The sequence below is a fragment of the Actomonas aquatica genome, from assembly GCF_019679435.2.
Classification (GTDB): Bacteria; Verrucomicrobiota; Verrucomicrobiia; order Opitutales; family Opitutaceae; genus Actomonas; species Actomonas aquatica.
The window spans coordinates 1,358,887-1,374,117 of the sequence record NZ_CP139781.1 but is presented as its reverse complement, the minus strand read 5'-3'; the positions used below and the strand labels follow the sequence as shown (position 1 = coordinate 1,374,117).

General features: G+C 61.3%; 13 protein-coding genes. 7 read left to right on the top strand and 6 right to left on the bottom strand.

What is annotated here, in order from left to right; genetic code table 11:
• Positions 1 to 2 precede the first annotated feature (2 nt).
• The 4 genes from K1X11_RS05195 to K1X11_RS05180 all read right to left on the bottom strand — a co-directional run bounded on the left by K1X11_RS05195 (position 3) and on the right by K1X11_RS05180 (position 5,193).
• Entirely contained in the window at positions 3 to 2,069 is a 2,067-nt protein-coding gene (locus tag K1X11_RS05195; protein ID WP_221031887.1) for a vWA domain-containing protein, read from the bottom strand.
• Entirely contained in the window at positions 2,066 to 3,109 is a 1,044-nt protein-coding gene (locus K1X11_RS05190; RefSeq protein ID WP_324726101.1) for a VWA domain-containing protein, read from the bottom strand. Before K1X11_RS05190 ends, K1X11_RS05195 begins: the two co-directional genes overlap by 4 nt.
• A gap of 118 nt (positions 3,110 to 3,227) precedes the next feature.
• Positions 3,228 to 4,124, bottom strand: coding sequence for a DUF58 domain-containing protein (locus tag K1X11_RS05185; protein WP_221031886.1), 897 nt, complete (start codon positions 4,122 to 4,124; stop codon positions 3,228 to 3,230).
• A 106-nt stretch (positions 4,125 to 4,230) separates the two neighbouring features.
• The gene (locus K1X11_RS05180; RefSeq protein ID WP_221031885.1) at positions 4,231 to 5,193 is read right to left on the bottom strand and encodes an AAA family ATPase; all 963 of its coding nucleotides are present in this window, start codon (positions 5,191 to 5,193) and stop codon (positions 4,231 to 4,233) included.
• An 81-nt stretch (positions 5,194 to 5,274) separates the two neighbouring features.
• Between K1X11_RS05180 and K1X11_RS05175 the strand changes: the two genes are divergently transcribed.
• Positions 5,275 to 5,667, top strand: coding sequence for a peptide chain release factor family protein (locus K1X11_RS05175; protein ID WP_221031884.1), 393 nt, complete (start codon positions 5,275 to 5,277; stop codon positions 5,665 to 5,667).
• Positions 5,668 to 5,709: 42 nt separating this feature from the next.
• Here K1X11_RS05175 and K1X11_RS05170 read toward each other — a convergent pair whose 3' ends face one another.
• On the bottom strand, positions 5,710 to 6,246 hold the full coding sequence (locus tag K1X11_RS05170) for a DUF1697 domain-containing protein (protein ID WP_221031883.1): 537 nt from the start codon (positions 6,244 to 6,246) through the stop codon (positions 5,710 to 5,712).
• A 140-nt stretch (positions 6,247 to 6,386) separates the two neighbouring features.
• Between K1X11_RS05170 and K1X11_RS05165 the strand changes: the two genes are divergently transcribed.
• On the top strand, positions 6,387 to 6,779 hold the full coding sequence (locus K1X11_RS05165) for a hypothetical protein (RefSeq protein WP_221031882.1): 393 nt from the start codon (positions 6,387 to 6,389) through the stop codon (positions 6,777 to 6,779).
• 6 nt (positions 6,780 to 6,785) lie between these two features.
• Here the strand turns inward: K1X11_RS05165 and K1X11_RS05160 are convergent, their stop codons facing one another.
• The gene (locus K1X11_RS05160; protein WP_221031881.1) at positions 6,786 to 8,108 is read right to left on the bottom strand and encodes a DNA recombination protein RmuC; all 1,323 of its coding nucleotides are present in this window, start codon (positions 8,106 to 8,108) and stop codon (positions 6,786 to 6,788) included.
• Between the two features lie 169 nt (positions 8,109 to 8,277).
• Between K1X11_RS05160 and K1X11_RS05155 the strand changes: the two genes are divergently transcribed.
• The 5 genes from K1X11_RS05155 to K1X11_RS05135 are packed head-to-tail and all read left to right on the top strand — an operon-like array spanning position 8,278 to position 15,229.
• Complete coding sequence (locus tag K1X11_RS05155; RefSeq protein WP_221031880.1) at positions 8,278 to 9,420, top strand: response regulator; 1,143 nt, start codon at positions 8,278 to 8,280, stop codon at positions 9,418 to 9,420.
• An 11-nt stretch (positions 9,421 to 9,431) separates the two neighbouring features.
• On the top strand, positions 9,432 to 10,625 hold the full coding sequence (locus K1X11_RS05150) for a beta-ketoacyl-[acyl-carrier-protein] synthase family protein (protein ID WP_221031879.1): 1,194 nt from the start codon (positions 9,432 to 9,434) through the stop codon (positions 10,623 to 10,625).
• The gene (locus K1X11_RS05145) at positions 10,625 to 12,616 is read left to right on the top strand and encodes a sensor histidine kinase (RefSeq protein ID WP_221031878.1); all 1,992 of its coding nucleotides are present in this window, start codon (positions 10,625 to 10,627) and stop codon (positions 12,614 to 12,616) included. The genes K1X11_RS05150 and K1X11_RS05145 overlap by 1 nt, the downstream gene beginning before the upstream one ends.
• Positions 12,595 to 14,382, top strand: a complete 1,788-nt coding sequence (locus tag K1X11_RS05140; protein ID WP_221031877.1) for an ATP-binding protein — start codon at positions 12,595 to 12,597, stop codon at positions 14,380 to 14,382. Before K1X11_RS05145 ends, K1X11_RS05140 begins: the two co-directional genes overlap by 22 nt.
• A 22-nt stretch (positions 14,383 to 14,404) precedes the next feature.
• On the top strand, positions 14,405 to 15,229 hold the full coding sequence (locus tag K1X11_RS05135) for a nucleotidyltransferase family protein (RefSeq protein WP_221031876.1): 825 nt from the start codon (positions 14,405 to 14,407) through the stop codon (positions 15,227 to 15,229).
• Positions 15,230 to 15,231 lie beyond the last annotated feature (2 nt).

Here is a 15,231-nt window from a genome sequence, read left to right as displayed (position 1 = left end):
GGTCACCAATCGCGTCCGGGATCGGACTTCGTGGATTGTGGATCTTGCATGAGTTGAAAGAGCTGAGCGGGAGAGTCCTGCTGCTTGAGTTGGTCGAGTTTTTGCAGGGGCACGGCGAGAGCGGGGTTGTCGGTGGCCTCGGTGCTCTGGGTGGGTTTGCCGCCGATACTTTGGTTGCCGGCTTGGGTGGGCTGAGGTTGCGGTTGGGGCTGGGGTTGCGGCTGCGGGGCCTCTTCCTCCTCGTCGCCGAGATCACCGAACGCGGACTCGCGGTTTTCGGGAGGGCGGTGTTCGGAATCCTGGGATTGGTTGTCGGAGCCGGCGGGATCGCGGTTCTGTTGCTCGTCGCCTTCGCCGTCCTGGCTTTGTTGTGAATCGGAACCGTCTTCCTGCTCGGATTGGGACTGGTCGGATTGGTCACCGTTCTCGCCCTGTTGATCTTGCTCGCCCTGATTGCCTTGGTCGCCGGACTCACCTTGGTCGTCGTTTTCGCCCTGGTCACCGTTCTGGTCCTGCTGACCTTGGTCACCTTGGTTTTGTTGGTCGTCCTGGTTTTCCTGATCACCGTCCTCGCCTTGGTCACCGTCCTGATCCTGTTGATCTTGCGGGGGCGGATCCTCGAGCAGCTTTTCGAGCGCGGCGCGGAGGGCGGGCCAATCGGCGGCGTCGGCATCGAGAGCTTCACCGGCGTCGACCGCATCGAGGGCGTCATGGACGGCGGGTTTGTGAAGCTGCTCACCGGCGGACTTGACGGTCTCGCCGTAGGTGAGGGTGTCGTTGGCGACCTCGGCGTAGTCGCTGGCGGTGATCTCGTCCTTGAGGGCGAGGCGGCCGATGACGTCGCGCACCGGGGCCTCCGGCGGCGGGGGCGGTTCGGTGGTTTCGGCACCTTCGCCGTTCAGCGGTTGGAGGATCTGGTTGGGATCGTCGATGGTGTTGCCGGTCGCGTCGACTTTTTCGACGGCGCGGGTGGTTGGCGCCGGTTGTAAGAGAAACGCGGATACGAGCAGTGCGGCGATGCTGGTGGCGCGGCGAGAGGCCGTTTTAACAGTCATGGCGCGCTGGCGAGGCTGCACGGGAAACTCGCGCCAGAAGCTCCAGAGCAGGAAGAGCATGGCGGGCGCGAGAGCCCATTGGAAACGCTCGATACGGCGGGCGCGGCGGGTTTCGGCAAACTCGCCTTGGCGGCCGGCCTCGACGGTTTGTTGGAGGAGCTCGGAGAGGTCGACCCAGGCGGAGGCGTTACGGTAGAGGCCGCTGGTGCGGCGGGCGAGGTCTTCGAGGGTGGACGGGTTGAGGCGAGAGAGGACGACGGCGCCGCGTTGGTCTTTGATGAACCCGCCGGTGCCGTCGGGCAGCATGGCGCCGTCGGCGGTGCCGACGCCGAGGGTGAGCACATGAATCTCGCGTTCGCGCATTTCGTCGACGCGGCTCTGCCAGGTCTCGGTCTGAGATTCGCCGTCGCTGAGGACGATGAGGTAGCGGTCGGCGTTGGTCTCGTGGCTGAACGCGTCGAGGGCGGCCGTGAGCAGGGCGTCGTAGTCGGTGCCGCCCTGCGGTAGGAAGGCCGGGTCAAGGGCGGGCAGAAAATCTTCGAGGATCTCGTAGTCGGCGCTGAGCGGGCTTTGGAGGAAGGCGGTGCCTGCAAAAACGATGAGGCCGACGCGTTCGCCCTGCAGTTTTTCGAGCAGCGAAGTGATGAGGAGTTTGCTGCGTTCGAGTCGGCTGGGGGCGACGTCGGGGGCGAGCATCGAGCGCGAGAGGTCGAGGGCGATGAGGATCTCGCGGGACTGCTCGAAGACGGGTTCTTCCACTTCGCCCCATTGCGGACGGGCGAGGGCGGTGATGACGAGCGCGAGGCCGAGCCAGAGGCGCCAGCGCACGCGGGTGCGGTTGGCGATCACACCGGAAGTGTCGGCGAGCAGTTGCAGACCGGAGGGGGCGGCTTCGGCGCGCAGGATCTTGGGATGACGTCGCACACTGGCGCGCACCCGGCGGCTGATTTCGGCGAGGATCAGAGCGGCGGGCAGGACGAGTAGCCAAAGAGCAATGGGCCAGTGAAAGGTCATGCGGAGGACAGGGCGGCGTGAACATCGCTGCCGCGGCGGCGGGTGCGGCCAGCGAGGGCGGCGGCGAGCAGGAGCAGGAGCGCGCCGGGGGCGGCGAAGTAGAAAAACAATTCGTCGGCGAGCAGGTAGGACTTGGCTTCGAACTCGATCTTCTGGGCGCGATCGATGGCGGCGAAGGCGGACTCGACCGTGTCGCTTTCGCCGGCGCGGAAGTAGTCGGCTCCGGTCATGTCGGCCATGCGGCGCAAGGTGGCTTCATCGAGCTCGGACATACGTTGGGCGTAACCCATGGTGCGACCGGTGGCGGGGTCGATGCGCGGCACTCGCACCATGCCGTTGCGACCGGCGCCGATGGTGTAGACGGGAATGCCGCGGTTGACGGCGATCTCGGCGGCGTCGATGGGATCGAGGGCTCCACCATTGTTGACGCCGTCGGTGAGAAGAATGACGAAGGCGCCTTGGCGGCGGTTGTTGACGGTGCGGTCTTCCTGCTCGAGGCGGGAGAGCGCGACGCCGAGTCCGTCGCCGAGGGCGGTGCCGTCTTCGATGAGGCCGACGGAGAGGCGCTCGACCTGACGGGCGAGCCATTCGTGGTCGAAGGTGAGGGGCGCGAGGGTGTAAGCGCGGCCGGAGAAAACGACGATGCCGATGCGGTCACCGGGGCGGTCTTTGATGAAGGCGGAGATGACCGGCTTGATGGCCTGGAGGCGGTTGATGTGTTTGCCGCCGCGCATGTAGTCCTCGGCCAACATCGAGCCCGACAAATCGATCGCGAGCATGAGGTCGTAGCCCTGTTGGTGCACCTCGCGGCGGTCCTCTTGGCGCTGCGGGCGGGCGAGCGCGGCGGTGAGCAGGATGAGTCCCAACACGGCGAAGACGGCGGGCAGACGGGACGCGTTGACAGCCGAGGGGCGATGCCAGGCGGCAGCAAACGGGACCACGCGAACGGGCAGCCGTCGGCGACCGCGCAGCAGGAACACCACCGGCAGCAAAAGCAGGGCGGCGAACCAAAGCGGGTCTTGGAAGGCGTAGGTGATCACGAGGTGGAAATCCTAAATCGGTGGGGAAATCCTAAATCCTAGGCACTAAATCCTAAAGGGGAGTGGTCGGACATGGGATGTGGTTCGGAGGCGGTTTTAGGAATTAGCGCGGTGCGGTTTAGCGGGCGGCGAGTCTCGCGTGAAAGAAGCGGACGAGGGCGTCGAGGCGGTTTTCTTCGGTGCTGACGACGAGACGGCTTAGCGGATCGGGGAAGAGCGCGGTCCAGGCCTGTTCACGCTCTTCGCGCCAGGCGGCGTGGGCGGCGCGTTCGCCGCGGGAGCCGTCGAGGGTGACGAGTTGGGAGGTGAGCGGGTCGTAGGCGGCGAAGCGGTCGCCGCTGGGCAGTTCACGGTCCCAGGGGTCATCGACGCGGAAGCCCATGGTCTGGTAGCGGCGCGCCATCACCGGCCAGCCCTCGGGCGCGATGCGCGGGGGGAAGTCGCCGAGCCAAATGAGAATGGAGTGCTTGGGCGCGGCTTTGGAGAGCAGGCGCCAGGGGAACTCCACCGATTGCGGACCGTCGAGGGCGGGGGCGGGGCGGCCGACGAGATTGGCGGCGGAGTGCATTATGGCACCGCGTCCGCGCATGGGTTCGTTGAAGGTGTAGCCGGTAGGGGTGGCGTGGATACAGCCGACGCGGTCGCGGTTGACGGCGCCGAGGAGCATGACGAGGCCGGCGAGTTCGAGGAGCGCCTCGCGTTTGGATTGGGCGCCGGAGCCGAATTGGAGCGAGGGCGAATCCTCGAAGAGGACCATGAAGGTGATTTCGCGCTCTTCGACGAACTTCTTGCGGTAGGGTTCACCGAGACGGGCGGTCACGTTCCAATCGATGTCACGCACGTCATCGCCGAACTCGTAACGCACGACCTGATCAAACTCCATGCCGCGGCCGCGGAAGGCGGAGCGGTATTCGCCGGAGAGCACGGTTTCGACCGCGTGACGCACGCGCCACTCCAAACGCCGCAGGAGGGCCAGGGCGGAGGTGGTGACGAGATCGTTGGTGTCGGAAGACAAGGGATTTTGGATTTTTGATTCTCGATTTTCGATGGGCGGGGACGAGGCGATCGTTCCCGTCGCTCGTTTAGCTCAATCCAAAATCGAGTATCGAAATTCGAAAATTTTACGCCGAGGGCACCGGGGTTTTGGCGATGAGTTCGCCGAGGATTTGATCGGGTGTCTTGTCGGAGGCTTCGGCTTCGTAGGTGAGGCCGATGCGGTGGCGGAGGACGTCGTGGGCGATGTCCTGCACGAGGGCGGGCGACACGAAGTCTTCACCGCGCAGCCAGGCGAGGGCACGGGAGGCTTGGTAAAGGGCGAGGGAGGCGCGGGGGGAGGCGCCGAAGCTGAGGAGGCGGTAGCCCTTGTCGTCGGGGACGGTGAGAGCGCGGGTGCCGCGGACGAGGGCGAGGATGTAACCCTGCACGGCGGGCGAGACGTGGATCTCGTCGACGGCGGTGCGGAGGGAGAGCAGTTCCTCGCCGGAGGAGGCGGCTTTGAGCTCGGGAGCTTTGGTGACCTGGCCCCAGCGTTGCATCATGAGCGCCTCTTCGTCGGCCTCGGGGTAATCGACGAGCAGCTTAAAGAGGAAGCGGTCGACCTGCGCCTCGGGCAGCGGGTAAGTGCCCTCTTGCTCGACCGGGTTTTGGGTGGCCATGACGAAGAAGGGCTTGGGCAGAATAATGGTGCCGCCGCCGATGGTGACCTGACGTTCCTGCATGGCCTCGAGGAGGGCGCTCTGGACCTTGGCAGGGGCGCGGTTGATTTCGTCGGCGAGGACGAGGTTGGCGAAGATGGGTCCGCGGTGGGCGGTGAACTCGCCGGTCTTGGGCTGGAAGATCATGGTGCCGACCACGTCGCTGGGTAGGAGGTCGGGGGTGAACTGGATGCGCTCGAACTGGACGCCCAAGGCGGTGCCGAGCGATTTGATGAGCAGGGTCTTGGCAAGACCGGGCATGCCCTCGAGCAGCACGTGACCGTTGGCGAGCAGGGCCACGAGCAGGCGTTCAATAACATCATCCTGGCCGATGACGGCCTTGCCGATTTCGGCGCGAAGATTTTGGGACCAAGTGGAACCGTTGATCATGGTAAAGGTTGAGGAGAGGACGGAAGTGTCCGTTGACTCGGATTTGCCGGAAGTGTTTCGGGCGAAACAAAGGAGCCACCCGTGGATTTACCACCTCAAATCGAAGAACGACTGCAGCACCTCGGCGTGGAAGCCCACGAGGTGGAGGAGCGGTTTGTGCGTGGAGCGGGACCGGGAGGGCAAAAGATTAACAAAACGGCGTCGACGGTGGTGTTGCGCCATGGCGACTCCGGAGTGGAGGTGCGGCGGCAGACGGAGCGCTCGCAGGCGGTGAATCGGCGACTGGCGTGGCTGGCGCTGTGTGAAAAGTTGGAGGAGCGGCGTAACGCGGCGCGGGCGGCGGTGTTGGCGGCGCGCGAGAAGGAGAAGCGGCGCAAGCGCGGCAAAAGTGCAGCGACGAAGCGGCGGCAGGTGGAATCGAAACGGCGCAAGAGTGTGGTGAAGCAGAGGCGCGGGCGGGTCACGGACGAGTAAGCGCCGCGGGCGTGAGGATTTGTCTGCCGGCGGTGTGATTTCCTACAAGGCGAGGATGGCCTGCAGGGTGTTGAGGTTGCGCGTGGTGCCGGCGGGGAGGGTATAGGTGCTGTTCTTCTGGTCGTTCCAGACGATGGACTCGGTGAGTTTGGTGGCGCAGCGCCAATAGGCCTCGCGATCGATCACGGCAAAACGATCGGTGGCGGTATGGGTGGCGGTGATGCGGCTGGCGAGTTCGGCGGGCACGGGCGTTTTAAAGAAGGTGACTTGGGTGCTGGCGTGGGGTTGATCGGTGAACAGGTCGCCGAGGGGAGCTTCGTCGACGATGCGTTGCAGCTCGGGCAGTGAGCGGATGACGGTGGGGACGTCCCAGCCGGTGCGCGTCTGGAGATGGGATTCGATGGTCGCTTCAAGTTTGGCGGGGGAGCGACTGGACGAGGTGAAGAGCACGTTGCCGGAAGCGATGTAGGTGGCGACGTCGGTGAGGGGGAGCTCGGCGAAGAGGGCGCGCAGGGCGTCCATTTTGATGCGACGTTTGCCGAGGTTAATGCCGCGGAGGAAGGCGATGTAGCGAGGCATGGAGAATTGGGAATAGTGAATGGTGAATGGTGAATGGTGAAAGGCGCGGCGGGAACTTTGAGGCTTGGCGGGCGGTCGCAGCTTGGCGAATGAATGTGCCGGTGAAGTCGTGGCTGATAACCTTTGGTGCTTTGGTGGGCATGGGAGCACTGACTGGGTGTGGCACGATCAAACCGGAGGAAGCGCAAGCGATGCCTCAGCCGGTGGAGCAGGGTCTGCCGCTGGAGAAGCCGGGTTCGGAGGTGGCGATGGCGGTCATCGAAGTGACTGTGGCTGATGGTGACGGCGCCGGGATGGTGGTGGTGAATCGGCAGGCGGTGGGTTTGGCCCCGCAACGCGTGGAGTTGCCGGTGACCGCTCACGGTTTCCTGCGCCAGCCCGTCTCGGTGGCGGTGCGCTTCGTGGCGACGGATGTGACCGAGTCTTCGTTCTCGGTCGAAGAGGTGCTGGAGATCACGGACCGACCGCCGACGCGGTTGGTGTTTTCGCGGGACGACCAGCGAGCGCGGCGGGTGTTTGCCGAGGTGCGGTAGGGGGCCTCAGTCGTCGAGCGCGGGATCGGCGGCGGGGAGGGATTTTTTGGCTTTGGCGCCGAGGCGTTTGAGGTCCTCGACTTGGTTGAGCAAATTGCCGCGGCCGGTGCTGAGTTTGTTCATGGCGGCGTCGTAGGCGCTCTGGGCTTGGGTGAGTTCTTTGCCGATGCTTTCGAGATCGTTGATGAGGCCGACAAACTTGTCGTAGAGCGCGCCGCCGCGGTCGGCGATGGCTTGGACGTTTTTGGTTTGGCGATCCTGTTTCCAGACCATCGCCACGGTCTTGAGGGCGACGAGCAGGCTGGGGGCGGTGACGAGGATGACGCGGCGATCGAAGGCCCATTCGTAGAGGGCGGGATCGGCGTGGATGGCCATAGCGAAGGCGTGATCCAGGGGCACGAACATGAAGACGTAGTCGGGCGTGACGAGTTTGCCGGTGTCGTCGTATTGCTTGGCGCTGAGCTGCTCGACGTGGGTGCGCACGGCGCGCACATGCTCGGTGGTGGCGGCGGTTTTGGCGGCGTCGTCCTCGGCATTGACGGCGCGTTCGTAGGCGATGAGGGAGACCTTGGAATCGATGACGAGGTGACGCTCGTCGGGGAGGCGCACGAGGATGTCGGGGCGGAGGCGGCGGCCGTCGGTGGTGGTGATGGATTCCTGGACGAGGTAGTTCTCGCCTTTGACGAGGCCGGCGGAATCGAGGAGGCGCTCGAGGACGAGTTCGCCCCAAGCGCCGCGGGCTTGCGACTGGCCTTTGAGGGCGCGGGTGAGCGCGGAGGCTTCCTCGGTGATATGGGTGTTGAGTTGGCGCAGCTGCTCGATCTGCGTCTTGAGCGCGGCGCGGTCTTCGGTGTCGCCCTTGTAGACGGTGTCGACGCGCTCGCGGAATTCTTTGATCTGTTGGCGGAGTGGGTGGAGGAGGGTGTCGACCTGTTCCTTGTTTTGGTCGGAGAACTTTTTGGATTTCTCGTCGAGGAGCTTGGCGGCGACGGCTTGGAACTCGGTCTGCATGGAGGCACGCAGTTTTTCGAGATCGGCGAGGTATTGTTTGGTGCGCGTTTCCTGTTCGGCGAAGCGGTTGCGCTCGGCTTCGAGGCGGGCGGTCGACTCGGCTTCGACGGCGGCCAGTTTTTGCTCGGCAGCGGCGTGGGCGGCGCGTTCGCGCTGTAGATCGGCGCTGGCTTGGGATGCTGCTGCGCGGAGGGCGTCGAGTTCGCGTTTGGCGTAGTCGCGTTCCGTCGCGACATGCGTTTGGCGAAGGTGCAGGCGAATGGCGTAAATCGCGCAGGCGACAAGCAGCACGAGGATGCTTAGAAATGTAAAATCCATGTAAAGAGGTGGAGTGAGTCGTTACTGCAAACGACTGCCATCCGACCTTCTTGACACTGCTGGCGGCACCTCGCAAACACATCCTCGCAGCGATCAGGACCTTACGGGTGTGGCTGCGCCCGTTTTACTGAGCCGGCCCTGAGGATGCGAACCCTGATCTATTTACAACATGGCTGCCGAACCGTTGACCGCCGATAAAACCACGAAGACGAGTCCAATTCGCGTTTTGGTGGTGGATGACGAATATGGTCCGCGTGAGTCTATTGCGTTCACGTTGGGGACGGAGTTTGAAGTGGACACGGCGGAGCGGGCGATCGAGGCGCTCGAAAAGCTGGCGAATGAAGTTTTTGACGTCGTGATCCTCGATATCCGGATGCCGGAGATGGATGGCATCAAGGCGCTGGCGCGGATCCGCGAAATGGACAAGGAGATCGCGGTCGTGATGTTGACGGGATACGGCACCTTGACGACGGCGCAGCAAGCGATGTTGGGCGGGGCCAATCAGTATTTGCGCAAGCCGCCGGATGTGCAGGAATTGCTCGAGGCGGTGAGGACGCAAGCGAAGGGCACGGAGGTGCGGCGTCGGGAAGCTGCTTCGGTGGAAAAGACCAAGAGCATGCTGAGCCGGCTCAAGCAGGAGATGGCGGAGTCGGAGTCTTCGGTGTGGCAGGGGCGGGCCTCAGTGGAGTTGGTGCACGATTTGGCGAATCCCCTCACGGTGATGATCGGTTATTCTGGTTTGCTTTCGGAGGAGGCGGATGGACTCAGTCAAGTGGCCCCTGGAAAGGCGGAGCGCCTGAAGGAGTATGCCCAGATCGTGGAACGGGCGGCGGAGTATTGTCACCACCTGGCGGAGAATTGGCGGCGGGCGGCGCGGCAGTCGGCGGAATTCACGGAGGTGGATCTGGTAGCGTTGGCGGAGGAGGTGAAGCAGGTGATTTTCTTCAGCAACGCTGCGTTGGAATTTGGTGGAGCGTTGACGGCGTCGGTGCGGGGGTCGCGCTTTGAATTGGCGCGGGTCTTCCAGAATGTGTTTCGCAACGCGTTGGAGGCGGGGGCCAACAAGGTGAAGGTCAGATTTGTCGGAGGTGCGGATGCGGTGGAAGTATTCGTCACCGACAATGGTTCCGGAATGGATGAAGCGACGGCGAAGAGTGCGCTGAAAGGTGGTTTCACCACGAAGACACATGGCACTGGGCTGGGCTTAAGCATTTGCCGGCATTTGTTGGGAGCGCACGGTGCGAGCGTCGGCATCGAGTCCGAACGCGGTTCCGGCACGACCGTCCACTTGACCTTCCCGGCCATCAAATGAGGCGACGCCGAGTGAAGATCACCGGGGTCGGCCCGGTGACCCCTGCTGGCATCGGTCGGGATGCCTTTTGGAAGGGCATTTTGGAGCCGGTGAGCCGCGTGCGGGCGTTTGAGCAGTTGGGAAGCGAATGGGGACCGTTCATCGCCACGACGGTGGACGATGCGGGGCTTGAGGAGGTGATGCCGAAAACGCTGCTGCCGAAGCATCTCGCGAGGCATTCTTGGTTCGCAGCGATTGCGGGGATATTGGCGTTGCGCGATGCGGGTATATCGCCCGGCGAGATCAACCCAGAGGATTTTGCGGTGGTGACCGGAACCTCATTGATGGATTTTGGCGGTATCTCACATGGCGCGGAATCATTCGCCCGCCGTGGATTGCGCGGGGTTTCTCCGCGGCTGGTTTATTCTACAAGTGTGGCCAACGTGCCGGCGGCGATTCTGCATGCGACGGGAGTGAACGGGCGGGCCATGGCAGTGCAGTCGTCTTGTTGCTCCGGGATGGATGCCATCGCGCATGGGGCGGATCTGATTGCGAGCGGCGCAGCAGATATTGTGATAGCGGGAGGCGCAGAAGCGCCGCTTTTCATTCATCCGTTGCTTGAGTTTCGTTTGGCGGGACTTACGCCGGCAACTTGGGAGAATGCCGAGAAACACTGTCGGCCATTCGATTTGTGGCGAACAACCGGGACGATCGGAGAAGGTGCGGCCATGTTGGTGCTGGAGCCCGAAGATTCGCCGCGGAACGGTTACGGTTTTATTGCAGGTTATGGCAACGGCAGCGATGGGCCGACGGCCTTGTGCGGTGGTTTAGTCGAGGCGATGGAACATGCCATTGCGAGCGCGGGATTGCGGCCATGCGATATCGACGTGCTCAGTGCCTGGGCGCCGGGCCACCGCGAGATTGATGCGGCGGAGAGTGGGGCGATTCATCAGGTCTTCGGTGGGGAGATAAAAAGTGTGATGGTGGGGTCGATCAAAGGCAGCGTGGGCAATGCGCTGGGCGCAGCGCCGGCATTGCAGGTGGCAGTGGCTGCCCTGGGGTTACAGGCAGGAGAGATCCCGCCGACGGTGAACTGGTCGTTCCCGGATCCAGCTTGTGATCTCCCGCTATCGAACCGGGCGGAGAAGTTACGACACCAACATTGTTTGGTGAATGCACATGGATTGGCCGGCGTAAATTCGGCGATGGTATTGAGTCGCAGCTGATGAGCTTCGCGTTGTTTGCCAGTTTAGCGGTTTTGGGCTTGGGGATAGCCATTCTTTGGGCGAATCCCAGTCGCTGGACGAATCGGATGGTGGGGCTTTGTTCGGTGAACGTGGCGGCGTGGCTCGGTGCTTTGCACTTCACCCTTTTGGCCGAGGAAGGGTTGCCCTTCCTGCGTTTGACCACGGCGATTGGTGCCTTTGTGCCGTTCAGCGCGTGGATGGTGCAGGAAGTGATCGCCGAAGCGAAGTATCGACTTTCAAGGCGATTGGTCCTGAGGGCACTGCCTTGGGCAATGGCATCGACGTCCTTGGCCGTCGTTTGTTACACGAATTGGTTCATCCCATCGTATTCAACGAACACCGAGCGGGTTTATGGTGGCGGCTACTATTTTTACATCGGAGCGACGTTGCTGCTCTATTTGCTCATCGGCTGGCGGACATTTGTAAGAATGCGAACCTTGTCCGGACTGCCGCGTCTGGAGATGCAGGTCTGGCTGTTGGGCGGATGTTCGGCGTCGCTGTGCATATTGGCTCTGATGGCGATTCGCTCGGTCGTCCAAGTGTCATTGAGTCTGCAACCGGTTATCGTGCTTGTCTTTTACTCGTGGACGGCGGTGGCGATCACGACTTACCGCATTTTTGATGCCCGTCACATTTTCCTCGTGGCGCTGCAGCGCGGGTTGTTGTGGGCTACATGTGTCACCTTGGCTTGGTTGAGTTGGATCGTCTTATCCATGTTCCTCACCAGTTCCGTCGCCTTTGCGGCGACGGTGGCAATCATGCTTTGGTTTTCGTTTTGGCTAAATGGGTTATTGGACCGTGCGTTCTTTCATTATCCCAACGCGATCCAGGCGCGAATGGCAGCAGTGCGGGCTTCTCAAGCCGAGGCGAAGACGGAGTCTCTGATCAAAAAATTCTGCTCAATTTTGGACGGTTGGGGGCAATCGGAGCACTCTTTGATCTCACTCCGCGAGGGAGAGTCCTTTCTGATCGGTGAAGAAGAATATCATCAGGACAATCCCGCGTTGAAGTCACTCAGGTCTCTGAAGTGGGTGACGCCCGAACGATTGGAGCGCGAGCGAGAGACCGAAGGGCGTCGGTTATTGAAGCGCTGTATGCGGGAACACGGACTGGGGGTGCTATTGTGGCAGGAAGGAGGCGGCGCTGTTCTGCTGGTGGGAGTTGGAGTCCGCGCGACCCGCCGTCCGGTGACCTTTCCGGAAGTGAATCAGTTGAAGGAGCTGGCCACGATTTTTCAGACGGGATTGTCGCGCACCGAGATGATTGAAAAGGCGCAGAGTGCTCAGCAACTGGCGACGGTGGGGCTGTTGGGAGCGAGTGTGGCGCACGAGATTCGCAACCCGTTGGTTTCGATCAAAACATTCACGCAGTTGATGCCGAAGCACTACGATGACCCCACGTTCAGAGAGCGCTTCTCCCGATTGATCGGGCAGGAGGTGTCGAGGATAGATCGACTGACCGAACAACTCCTGGATTTGGCTTCTCCTAAGAACTTTCAACCCACGCAGGTCGATTTGCATGCGGTCGTAAGGGAAAGCGTGGAAGTGGTGATGGCGCGAGCGGATGCGGACGTGGTGACGATTGAGCAGGATTTGACCGCGGAGCCGGATGTCGTGCTGAGCGATTCAAACGGATTAAAACAGGTGTTGTTGAATCTGTGTTTCAACGCGGTCCAAGCGCAGGAAAGCAGGCGGGATGGTGTCGCGGTTTCTGTGCGGATCACGACTCGGAGCCGTGGGGATTCTGTCGAATTGGAGGTCTCGGACAATGGCCCTGGCATTCCCCCAGAAGCTCGTGCGCAGTTGTTTGAACCGTTTCATTCGACAAAATCGAAAGGTTTTGGGTTAGGGCTAACCGTGTGCCGTGATATCCTGTCGAGCCTTGGGTCGACGATCATCTTGGATCCCTATCAGCCCGGAAAGGGAGCTACCTTTCGCATTCAACTGCCATGCCCGCATCGTTCCTACTAATCACTGACGACAAGTCTCTGCTTGAATCATGGAGTAAGCAGATCCCGCGGGGACGGCCGCTGTTGAATCTAGAGCAGGTCAAATCGTTCGGTTCGGTCCCTGCAGGGGTATCAATTGTGATCGTGCTCGATGCGTTGAAGGCGGATGTCGTGCCGGGTGGGTTGGGACGTTGTCCGTTGGTTTTGGTGGGCAAAAAACACACCCCGGCCTTTGAGGCCCTGAAGGCAGGTGGCCAAGCCCGCTGCTCGCTCAATTATGAGGAAAGTCGAACCCAACTGGTGGCTTACATCGGGCTGTTGGAAGAGGTCGCGGAGCGCGGCGCGGCGCTGGAGATTCTGGCGGATAAGTCACGCCGACCGAGCCTGAGCCGACCGCCAATGCTGCCGGCCAGCGCAGGTTCGCAGCTCCCGGTCGAGATTTGGGATTTCTTGGAAGGCGCGGTGGAGAACATTTCTTCGCGAGAACGCCTGTTGGCGGAGTTTCGTCGGGCCTCGCGCCACCTGTTGCGAGCTTCGCACACCGTATTTTTCCTCCGTGAGGATATGGAGTTTCGAGCGGATCGCGGTGCGTCTCAATGTTCGGTGCACGATCCGATGATTTCCTATCTTTCGACTCATCCGGTGGTATTGGATGGAGAAGAGTGGCCCAGTCCTTCTGATCCGCTTGCTGAAATGGCGGTGCGCAACCAGATGGCGATTTGGGGGGCGCGATTACTGGTGCCGATGCATGACAACGGGCACTTGGTTGGAATCATATCCTGCGGGGTGCGGGATGACGGACAGCCGTATGACGAGAACGATAAATCCCGGGCCATTTCCGTGGCGCGATTGCTGCGGCAGTTGGTTGGACAGAATCAACATTACTCCCGGCTGGAAAGACTGTATCGCGACTCACTGGTGGGGGATCGATACTTGCCGTCCCGGATTGTGTTAGGGCGAGATGAAGCGCCGTCCCGACAGGTTCCGTTGGTGGTGCGCACCTTGATAGATCGCGTGCGATATGAAGGAGAAAATCAGTTCCTCCGACCCTCAGCCGGTCAGCCGTTTCGTGCTTCTGCTGGCGTCGTGCCTGAAACCGGAGGTGTCTGGGCGACTTGGGAGGAAGCCAGTGGCGAGGTATATGACCTCACGCAAACGAAACGGGAAGAACGTCTGGCTCTGCTGCGGGATTTGTCGCTGACGTTGAACCATGAGATCGGTAATGCTTTGGTATCGTTAACTTCGTTGCAGCATCTGGATTCGGGAAAGCCGATCCCGCCTCGTATGGCGCAAACGATCCTGCAGGATTTGGAACGATTGAGACGCTTGAACGAGGATCTTGCTGCGATGGGTAACCTCGAAGAGTGTGATGAGGAGTTGACTGATATCGGCCAAATGTTGACGGAGTTGGCCAAGGACTTGGATGTAAAGCTGGAGCTTCCGCGCACAGTCGTGGAGTTGAAGGTGGTTTCCCCCATGCTCTCCTTTGCCTTGGAATCGCTAGTGCGGACTGTGCAGGAGAACCGACCGACAGATGTCGTGGCACCTCTGGTGCTACAGTTGCGATCCACCGGGGAAGGAGAGCAAACCACAGCTCTCATTTCCATCCAGGGGAGTAATCTGGAACTCGAGGGGATCATACCTGTGAGCAACGCGACGGACACTCCAAACCAAGGGCGTCTTACGGTGTTTATCGCGAAGGAGATTTTGCGCCTGCACGGCGGGAGCATTCACGCCGGCCCGGGGATGGCAGGAAACGAGATCCTGATGTCGGTCAAATGTTGGTAGCCGATCGCCTATATTCGTAGCGATGCCCATGTTTGGAGCAGTAGAAAAATTACTGGAATCGCCTGCGGTGAAGGCGGTGCTATTGTTCGGTTCGAGGGCTCGCGAGGATGCGATCGGTTCCGATTCACTCTCAGACTATGATCTGCAGATTGTGACAACGCAGCCGGCGCTTTTTCTTTCGGAACAGGAGGCCCAGAGGCTGGTTGGTGATCACCCCATAAAACGTTTCTATTTGCAGCCGGCCTTTGGTGGGGTGTTGCGAGTGACCCTGCAATTCGAGAGTGCGACGGTGGACGTGAGTGTAGTGCCGTGGCCGCGGGTCACCTTCCTGAGGCTGCTGCTGCTGCTGGGTTTTCACCGGCACTTCGCTATCGTGCGGCGTTTCGCCGGCTACATCCGCTTGTTGTTGCGGGGTGGATACAAGGTGCTGAAGGGTGGGCAAAGGTGGGAGCGTTTTTATAACATTATCGCCACGGAAGTGATGGTGCCGCTAATGGATGCTGCGGCGGTGCAGAACGCTATGGTCGGGGCTCATGTCTTGGCTGATTCGATAGAAACGAAGCTCCAGCGAGGGGAACTATTGGCTGCTCAACGATGGCTGCATGTTAATCTTGCGGAGATCGCATTTACGCTGGCGCACGAGTTGCGGGTGCGGCGAGGGTTGACCTCGTTTCATGACGCCAGACGGCTTGAGATGATTTTAAGTGATCAGGAGTTGGATGCTTTGCGGGTGTCCTGTTTGCCTGAAATCGCCTCGATTCGCTTGGCGACACGGAAGGTGTTGATGACGGTGGACGCAACAGGCGCAGCACTCTTGGAGCACTGCCGGTCGAATACGCAGCGTTGAAC